Source organism: Actinotalea sp. C106, assembly GCF_023630195.1.
In the GTDB taxonomy this organism is placed as follows: Bacteria; Actinomycetota; Actinomycetes; order Actinomycetales; family Cellulomonadaceae; genus Actinotalea.
Map to the genome: position 1 here is coordinate 1 of NZ_JALPKN010000114.1, position 9,601 is coordinate 9,601.

4 protein-coding genes are annotated in these 9,601 nt (G+C 73.3%); all 4 read right to left on the reverse strand.

The window, feature by feature from the left end; genetic code table 11:
* Positions 1-2,065, reverse strand: a 2,065-nt coding sequence (locus L0B03_RS09330) for a transglutaminase domain-containing protein (protein WP_250445537.1), incomplete at its 3' end; no start/stop codon positions are given.
* On the reverse strand, positions 2,062-3,201 hold the full coding sequence (locus L0B03_RS09335) for a DUF58 domain-containing protein (protein WP_250445538.1): 1,140 nt from the start codon (positions 3,199-3,201) through the stop codon (positions 2,062-2,064). The genes L0B03_RS09335 and L0B03_RS09330, both read right to left, overlap by 4 nt.
* A gap of 55 nt (positions 3,202-3,256) precedes the next feature.
* Complete coding sequence (locus L0B03_RS09340) at positions 3,257-4,225, reverse strand: MoxR family ATPase (RefSeq protein ID WP_250445539.1); 969 nt, start codon at positions 4,223-4,225, stop codon at positions 3,257-3,259.
* A 55-nt stretch (positions 4,226-4,280) separates the two neighbouring features.
* Positions 4,281-9,464, reverse strand: coding sequence for a fibronectin type III domain-containing protein (locus L0B03_RS09345; RefSeq protein WP_250445540.1), 5,184 nt, complete (start codon positions 9,462-9,464; stop codon positions 4,281-4,283).
* Positions 9,465-9,601 lie beyond the last annotated feature (137 nt).

Consider the following 9,601-nt stretch of genomic DNA (forward strand, 5'->3'; position numbering starts at 1 on the left):
TGAGCCCGACCGCGATCTCACGCCGGGTCGAGGCCCGCGGCGCCGGACGCCGCAGATCCCGGGCGTGGTCGAGCACCTCCTCCCAGCCGCCCTGCACGCGGGCCACGGGCACCGCTGCGCTCCGGCGGCGCTCCCGACGGCGACGCTTGGCCAGGGCGATCAGCAGCAGCGGGAGCACCAGCAGCACCACGGGGATGCCGACCGCGACCGCGACCGTCAGGATCGTGCGCCAGATCTGCGAGGCGAACGCGTCCTCCTCGGTCTCCTCGGTGCTGGCCTGCTCGGGGTCGTCCTCGGGCGGGGTGACCGGGTCCGGCGGTGGCGGCGGGGGCTGCACCACCTGCGGCTGGGGTTCGGACTGCTCGGTGGGGGTGTCCTCCCGCGGGGTGCGGGACTCGTCGGGCGTGGGGTAGAAGGGCACCCAGCCGTGCCCGGCGAAGCTGACCTCGACCCAGGCCTGCACGTCCTCACCGTGGATGGTGATCTCCTGCGCGCCGAGCTGCTCCTCGTCGGGCACGAAGCCCAGGACCACGCGCGCGGGCAGCCCCATCTCCCGGGCCATGAGTGCCATGGCCGAGGCGTACTGCTCCCCGTCGCCGACCATCAGCTCACCGGTCAGCAGGGTGGTCATGCGGTCGGCGCCGTGGCCCGACAGGGAGGGGTACTGCCCCTCGGCGGTCAACCCGTGGGAGAACCAGCCGCGCTCGGCGAGCCCCTGCTCGAGGGTCCGGGCGATGAGCACGGGGGAGGTCGCGGTCCCGGCCACCTCCCCGGCGAAGAGCGGCACGGCGTCGGGCACGCCGTCGACCTCGGGGAGGGTGACGTCCCCCGTGCTCGCGTTGCCGATGGCCTCGTCGTCGGGCACCGAGGGGACGACGACGGTCGCCTGCCAGCGGGTCCCCGCGGCCACGCCCTCGGTGAGCACAGCGGTGCCGGTCGCGTCGTTGTAGCGCAGGTCCGCCGCGAGGTCGAGGGACCCGGCGCCGGCGAAGTCGAAGCGCTCGGCGTAGCCCACGGTGGGCAACCACACCAAGGGCAGCTCGTGCACCTCGATCTCGACCTCGGCGCGCTCACCCCGCACCGAGGTCTCGATGGTCTCCCCCACGCGGCGGAACTCCCCCGAACCCTCAGCAGCCTCCGACCCCGCGACGTTCCACACCACGCCGTCGTAGGCGTCCAGGGTCGCCAGGCGCACCGGCGTGCCCTCGGGCAGGCCACGGACCGTCAGCAGCGCGGTCTCGTCCCAGTCCTTGACGAACCGTCGGAACCCCGCGAGGGGGCTGGGGTGGTCGCGCGGGTCGAAGGGCGGTACCACCTCGTCGCGCAGCACGAAGCGTGGGCTCTGCTCGGCGAGCACCGGCCCGGCCACGGCCCCCGAGGCGAGGGCGACGGCCCCGAGGGACACCAGGGCCAGGACCCGGCGCGGCACCAGGTTGCCCCGCCGCCACGCCGCCCAGCCCAGTAGCAGCACGGCCATCGCGATCCCGGCGACGACGGGCAGCACCGTGTCCTTGGTGCCGAGCAGCACGGCGAGGCCGAGCACCACGACGGGCACCAGCCCGGCCCAGGCACCGCCACGGCGACCGGCCCGCAGCGCGGCGCTCACCGCCGTGATGGCCCCCACGAGGGCCAGCAGGTACGGCGCGGCCAAGAGGGTGCCGCTCGCCCCGAGGGACGGGTCGAGGGTCAGCACCTCCTTCCACACCCGGATGATCGAGACGAGCAGCTGGACGACGGTCGGCAGGCTCGGCAGCACCCCGAGGACCGTCGTCGTCGGAGCGGCGAGCGCACCACCGGCGAGCAGGTAGACCACGAGGGCCACCGCGCTGGTCACCAGGGCCGGCCAGCGCCAGCGCGCCCCGGCACCGGCGACCGCGGCCCCCAGGACGAGGCCGCCGAGGATCGCAGGGGTCGCCGCAGACCATCCGTAGACCGGCACCAGGGGCAGCAGGGCCAGGCCCAGGGCGATCACCAGGACCAGGACGTCGACCCAGGACCGGCGGCCCTGCGGACGCATCCGGGTCGAGGGGGGCGTCGTGGCCGTCGTGGGAGCGGGGACGCTCATCCGGCCACCACCCGGCGCAGCACGCGGGGCAGGTCCGCGAGGGAGCCCATCCGTGCGATCGACAGCGTCCCGTGCTGGGACACCTCGAGGGCCGCTCCCTGCGCGCAGACCAGCACCAGGGTCCGCACCCCGGCCGGGAGGTGCCGGACCTGGGCGCGCATCGACTGGCGGGTGGGCACCGAGCCGACCAGGAGGATCGCGACAGAGGCGTCGGCCGCCGAGCGCGCCACCCACGTGCCGAGCTGGTCCCCGCCGCGGCCGTCGAGGGCGAGCTCGATGCCCGAGCAGTCGTCGAGCAGCCGGGGCGGGCTGTCGGTGCGCAGCGGCCCGGCCCCCGCCAGGACCGTCAGCTCGCGCTCGTCCCGCAACGCCTGGACCCCGATCGAGGCGGCCGTAGCCACCGCCATCTCGAACTCGTCCTCGTTGGCGTAGTCCGCGAGGGCCGTCGACAGGGCCACCGCCGTGTGCGTGCGGCGGGTGTCCTCGAACTGGCGGACCATGAGCTGCCCGACGCGGGCGCTGGTCTTCCAGTGGATGTGCCGACGGTCGTCCCCGGCGACGTAGTCGCGCAACGCGTGGAAGGACATGTCCGAGTCCGAGAGCACCCGGGTGGCCTGCCCCTCGAGGTCGCGCAGCACCCCCGAGGCGGCCCCCTGCAGGGACACCAGGGCGGGGTGGACGTACAGGTCGACCGGGTCGGTCCACCGGACCCGCCGCCGCAGCAGGCCCAGCGGGTCGCCACGCACCGAGCGGACCGGCCCGACGACGACGACGGCCCGCCGCGTGGTCGGCACCGCGAAGACCTCCTCGTGCTCGGCGTCCGGCCCCAGGGACGGCAGGTGGAAGTCGGCCGCGCCACGCCCCACGGGCATCTCGATCTGGGCGGGCAGGAGCCGCCGTCGTGAGGTGTTGCGCACCGTGATGCGACCCGCGGCCCGCTCCCCCACGGTCACCCGGTTGCCCGAGAGGTCCAGGTCGACGGAGAAGGTCGAGCGGCCGACCGTCAGGGCCAGGGCGCAGAGCATCGCCCCGAGCAGGGTCAGTGCCGGCACGGTCATCTCGAGCCAGCCGCGGTCCCAGCCCACCAGGGCCAGCACCACGCCGAGCACGAGGACGACCCACCCGACACCCGACACGGGGTGCACCAGACGGCGACCGGCCCTGGCGAGCCGGCGGAGGAGAGCTCGCACGTCAGTCGATCCGCGCGGCCGGGGGCTCGGTGTCGGCGAGGATGCGGCCGACGACCTGGGTGGACGTGACCCCGGCGAACTCGGCCTCGGTGTCCAGGATCATGCGGTGCGCCAGGACCGGCTCGGCCAGCAGCTTGATGTCGTCGGGGATGACGTAGCCGCGCCCCTGGGAGGCCGCCCACACCTTGGCGCAGCGCACCAGGGAGATGCCGCCGCGCACGCTCACGCCCAGGGCTGTCTGCGCGTCGACCCGGGTGGCCTCGCACAGCCGTGCCACGTAGTCCAGGACCGCGGCGTCGGTGTGCACGGTCGAGGCGAGCACCGCCATGTCCGCGACGGCCCCCGTGGTGATCTTGGGCGTGAGCCGCTCGGTGCGGTCCCGCGAGGCCGAGCCCGAGAGGATCTCGACCATCGACGCGTGGTCGGGGTAGCCCAGGGAGGTCTTGAGCAGGAACCGGTCGAGCTGGGCCTCGGGCAGGCGGTACGTGCCGGCCTGCTCGATGGGGTTCTGCGTCGCGATGACCATGAAGGGGCGACCCACCGAGTGGGACACCTTGTCCACCGTGACCTTGGACTCCTCCATGACCTCCAGGAGGGCCGACTGCGTCTTGGGCGAGGCGCGGTTGATCTCGTCCGCGAGCACCACCGAGGCGAAGACCGGGCCCTGGTGGAAGGTGAACTCGTGGGTGTTCTGGTCGTAGATCGTCACACCCGTCACGTCCGAGGGCAGCAGGTCCGGGGTGAACTGGATCCGGCTGTGGGTGCCCTGGACGGTCGCGGCGAGGGCCTTGGCCAGCGAGGTCTTGCCCGTGCCCGGCGCGTCCTCGAGGAGCAGGTGCCCCTCGGCGAGCATCGCCGTGAACGCCAGGCGCACCACGTGGTCCTTGCCGAGCAAGGCCTCGCCCACGTTCGCGACGAGGGTGTCGAAGGTCTCCGCGAACCAGGCGCTCTGCTCAGGGGTGATCGTCACGTGCTGCTCTCCTGTGGTGGGTGGTGCGATGTGCTGCGGGGGGCGGGGCGGGCGGTCATCCGCCGGCGCCGGGGTCGGGGTCAGGGTCGGGCGACGTCTCGGCCGACCCGTAGCTGCCACTCGACCCGAGCTCGTTGTTCGCCCAGATCCTGACCTCGAGCCTGTCGCCAGGAGCGAGGCCCGGGGAAGGCCGGAAACCGTGGGTTCGATCGGTACTCGAGACGTCGACCCGCTGCGACACCGCGCCGTTGATCCGGTGCTCGACGGTGTAGCCAGAGATGGCCAGACCCCCGTCCGTGGTCGGCGGTTCCCAGCGTGCAGTCACCACTCCGCCCTGCGTCTCCAAGCGCACGTCGGTCGGTGTACCCGGCGTGCTCCCCCAGCGGAAGGTCTGGTTCACCGCAGGTGCCCTCGTGGGTCCAGCACTGCTCACCGCAGTGACGACGGCCTCCACGTTCGACCCGAGGGGCGAGATGCGTGCCGAGCCGAGGTCCACGACCAGGCTCGTCCCCCCGGCGGGGGCGTCGGAGACAACCCTTCGATTCCCGACAGTGAGGGTCACGAGGTAGGAGACGTCCGCGCCGCCGAGCTGAGCGGGCCGCGCCCAGCCGACTCGGAGACTCTCCGGTTCTCCGAAGTCATTGGCAGTCGTTGCGATAGCGATGGTGACATCGGTGGGAGCCGACGGACGGGTGATCGGCGTCGGCGATCGCGACCCGCTCCACTCGCCCTTGCCCGCCGCGTTGACGGCGCGCACCCGGACGGACACGGCCTGGCCACCGGTCAGGCCGGTGAGCCGGTGGCTCTGGCTGGTGCCGCTGACCGTGGTCTGCACGCTGCCGTTGACCTCGACCTCGTACCCGGTGATCCGGGAGCCTCGGTCGCTCGGCGCGGGCCAGCTCAGGTCGATGGTCCCCGCACCGGGGTCAGCGCTGGACGACGGGTCGGCCTGGAGCCCCGAGACGGCCCCGGGCGCCCCGAAGGCCGAGGAGCTCGCGCTGCCGGAGCTCCCCCGCCCTGCCTTGTTCTCAGCGCGCACCGCGAAGGTGTACTGCACGCCGTTGGCGGCGTCCGTGAACGCGTAGGACGTCCCTGACGGGTTGACCGTGCGTGAATTCGGTCCGCCGGAGATGACGAGCTCGTAGCCCCGGATCGGATCACCGTTGGTCGACCCCGGGGTCCAGCGGACGTCGATCTTGCCGCCCAGCGCGTCGTCGACCCGGGTCGCGGTGACGGAGGGGGCGTCAGGGACCCCCGCGGGGGTGTCCTCGGTCCACCCGCTCCAGGGCCCGGGGTCGGGCGCGCGGTTCTGGGCCCGCACGCGGACCGCGTAGCTGGTGCCGTTGGCGAGGTCAGGCAGGGTCGTGCTGGTGCTCGACGTCGTGAAGGAGCTCTGCCCGCGCTGGTTCGCAGGGCTGATCTCGACCGTGTAGGCCGTGATCGCCGAACCAGGGTTGTCCGGGGCGCTCCAGCTCGCCGCGATCTGCCGGTCGCCGAACACCAGGCTCGGGGCACCGGGGGCTCCGGGGACGGCGTCGGGCCGGGCCGGCGCCGAGGCAGGGCTCGGGTCGGACCAGTCGATCGCGTTCCGCGCCGCCACCGTGAAGCTGTACTCGACGTCGTTGGTCAGGCCGTCGATGGTGCACGTGGTCGAGGCGCACTCACGGGCGATGCCGCCCGGCTGGGCGGTGACCCGGTACGTGGTGATCGGGGACCCGTTGTTCGCCGGAGCGTCCCAGGAGAGCACCACGGTGCGGTCACGGACCTCGCCGACGCGGGGCGCGCGCGGGGTGTCGGGCCGGCCGCGCACGGTCATCCTGATCCGTCCCTCGACCTCACGGTCCGGGTCCCCGGTGACGTCCCGCACCCGGTAGCGGGTGACCATCGTGCCGATGAAGCCCGCCGCGGGGCGTACCGCCACCCCCTGGCCCGAGACGCTCGCGTCCCCGGCACCCGGGGTCTCGACCACCGCGCCGACCACGGTCAGCGGCTCCCCGGGGAACGGGTTCGAGGCACCGTCGAGCACCGCGACGGTGTGGGTGTTGCCCTCGACCCCCTCGAGCTGGTGGTCCACCACGTTGGCCAGGCGACGCGAGCTCGCCGTCACCTGGAACTCGACCTGGCCGGTCACCGAGGTCGAACCGCCGTAGGCGATCTGCACGCCGACGCCACCGACCGTGCCCCGAGGCACCGTCGGGTCGGCCTGGACGGTCAGCTGCGTGCCGTCCAGGCTCGTGGTGAACCCGCGCGGGGCCTGCGAGGTCAGGCTGTACGCGTAGCGCTCCAAGCCCTCGGCGGTACCGACCGGGGTCGAGGTGAACACCCGCAGGTCGACCACGGTCACCTCCCCCGGGCCCACCGTGAGCGTGGACGGGCTGAAGGTCGGCGGGTAGGCCTCGGCCGCGAGCACCGTGATCGGCAGGGTCACCACCGAGGTACGGCCCTCCGACCCCGGCAGGGCGTCGGTGACCTGGACCGAGATCGACGCCGGTCCGGCGTAGTCCTGCTGCGCCGTGTACTGCAGCGTGCGGTTGTTCACCACGAGCGAGGACCCGTCCGCGCGGGTCGCGGTGACCCGGGTCGCGTCCTCGACGCGCACCGACCGGCCTGGGGCGACCTGGATCTGCTCGTCGAGGGAGATCTCCAGCCGCTCCCCCGCGACCACCCGCAGGTCGGGGGCCCGTGGACGGCGCACCGGCGGGAAGTCCCCGAGGGCAGGCACCGTGATGAAGGCCAGGGAGTTCACGCCCTCGGCCTGCGGATGAGTGTTGGTCAACCGGTACGGGATGCTCTGCGGCTGGGTCGTCAGCTGGACGAGCACCCGGCCGGCCTCGGTCACGCTGGCGACCTCACCCGCCGAGCGGTGCACCGAGACCTCCAGGTCGGAGCGCGGGCCGCTGGGGTTGTCCGCGACCTCGAGCACGTCGACCTCGACGGTCGACCGGTTGATCGTGTCGACCGCAGGCACGACGACGTCGCGGGCCACGGGCGGCAGGAACGGTGCGTCCTGGGACACCGTCACCGTCAGGGTCGCGGTGTCCCGGCCGCCGCGGTCGTTCGTCGCGGTGTAGCCGACCTGCACCACGCCCGCGCTCTCCGGCGTCTGGACCACGACGCGCCGGCCCTCGACGTGGGCCTCGACCCCGTCCTCGACGTCGAGCTCCTCGGCGAGGGTCAGCTCACCCCCCGAGGCGTCCACGTCGTTGCCCAGCACCCGGACCTCGACCCGCTGGCCGGGGCGGACGGTCACGTCGTCGTCCCGAGCGACGACCGCCGCGGCCGTGGTCGGGCGAGGGGCGATCCCGACCCGCACCCGGGCGACGGCACGCTGGCCGACCCAGTCCTCGACGGCGTAGGTGAACTCGTCGGTGCCGAGCTCACCCGGCAACGCCTCGTACTCCATCCAGTCCGCACCGATCGCCACGATCCGGCCCTTGGTCGGCACGACGTCGGGCCCCAGCAGGTACACCCCGTCACCGTCGCGGTCGATGCCCACCAGCGGGACCGGGATCCGTACCGTCCCGCCCTCGAAGACGCGGGCCGTGAGGTTCTCCGGACGCGGCAGAGCCTTGTCCTCCGGGTCGGAGGCGTGGACGCGGACGGTCGCGCTCGCGGCCGTGGCGTTGCCCGACGGGTCGGTCACGACGAAGGTCGCGTGCACCTCCATCGGCGTCGCCGGAGCCTGGTACCGCAGGGTGTCACCCGAGACGAACATCAGGCCCTGGCCGCTCGAGAGAGGCTCGGCGAGGGTGGTCTGGAGAGTCAGAGGGTCGCCGTCGGGGTCGTAGGCGTCCTCGAGCGCACGGATCGTCACCACACCACCGGTGCGGACCGTCGCGACGACGTCGGGCACGACCGGGGCCTGCTGCCCGGCGGCTGCCGGCACGGGTTGGACGAGGATCTCCCCCGTCACCGAGGCCGAGCCGTTGGAGATGGCGTAGGTCGCGACGACGGGGTCCTCGAGGACCCGCGTCGAGGTGAAGCGCACCAGACGGTGGTTGAGCACGGCCGCACGCAGGCCCGTGCCCTGGGGCACCTCGACCGACTGCAGCACCAGGATGCCGCCCGCCGGGTCTACGTCGTTGGCCAGCGGGTCGATCGTCACCTCACCGCCCGGCGGCAGCAGCGCGACGTCGAGCACCGCGACGGGCGGCGGTGCGGTCTCGGGCTGCTCGAGCACGTCGATGCGTGCGAGGCCGGCGGCCTCCTGCGGGGAGGCGGTGACGAGGAAGCTCACGTAGTACGTGCCGGGGCGCGGCGCCGTGAAGCTGAAGGTCCCGGCGGTCAGGTCGGACTCGACCGTCGCCTCGGAGTGCTCGTCGACCCCCGCGAGCCGCACCGGCTCGCGCGTCGCGCTCCGCACGCTGGCCAGCGGCCGCACCGTCACGGGTTGGTCGACGTAGGTCTCGGCGTGCACCGGGTCGATCAGCGGGGCGAGCGAGCCCGCGGGACGCACGTCGACGTTGACGATGCCGTCGACCGTCTCGATGCCGTCGGAGACCTGCACGGTCACCAGCTGACGGCCCAGGTCGGCGCCGTCGGAGACGAAGGTCAGCTCACCGTTCTGCCGGGTACGCACCGCGCTGCCCGAGTCGACCGTGGCACCGGCAAGGATCAGGTGGTCGCCGTCCGGGTCGCGGAAGTCCGGGAGCAGGTCGTACGTCGCTGAGGCGCCCTGCTCGACCAGCACGGTGCCCGTGCGCAGCTGGACGGGCGGCTCGTTGAGGGAGTCAGGCCGCGCCGTCAGCCGGACCCCGGCCGTGGACGGGGCCGAGCTGCCGCGCCCGTCGTTGATCGTGTAGGTGAGGTCCACGCTGCCCGTGGCCCCCGGCGTCGTCGTCAGCTGCAAGGCCCTGCCGCCGTAGACCGGCACGAGGGTGCCGAAGTCCTCCGGGATCGGGTCGAACTCGGAGATCGTCAGGATGCCGCAGTCCGAGGAGGTGTCGTTGTCGATCACCGAGAGGATCGTGGTGCGCCCCGGACGCACGCCGAACTCGTCGTCCGCGGCGAGGGGAGAGCTCGAGTCCGCCGTGCACTCGGCCTGCAGGTTCTGCGTGGCCTGCGTCGCCTCGGAGTCCTCGTCGTCCTCCTCGATCTCCTCGTCCGGCTCGATGTCCTGCCAGTTGGGCTCACGCAGCCGCGGGTCCTCGAGCGGCACCCACAGGCGACCTCGCAAGGTGTCGTTGAGCACCACGACGTCCCGGTTGACGCGGAACCTCAGCTCGTCGGAGGTGCTCATGCCCTCCAGGTCCTTGGCCTCTCCGTCCGCGCCGTCGCACAGCTGGAGGTAGCTACCCGTGGCCGAGGCCCACGCACCGTGCGCGCAGCCGCCGACGCGCACCGGGGCGGCCGGGCGCCCCGACCCACCGGCCCGGT

Bases quoted from the DNA above. Each gene is read 5' to 3' on its own strand.
- L0B03_RS09345 (WP_250445540.1), bottom strand. From the start codon at position 9,464: ATGAGCACCTCCGACGAGCTGAGGTTCCGCGTCAACCGGGACGTCGTG.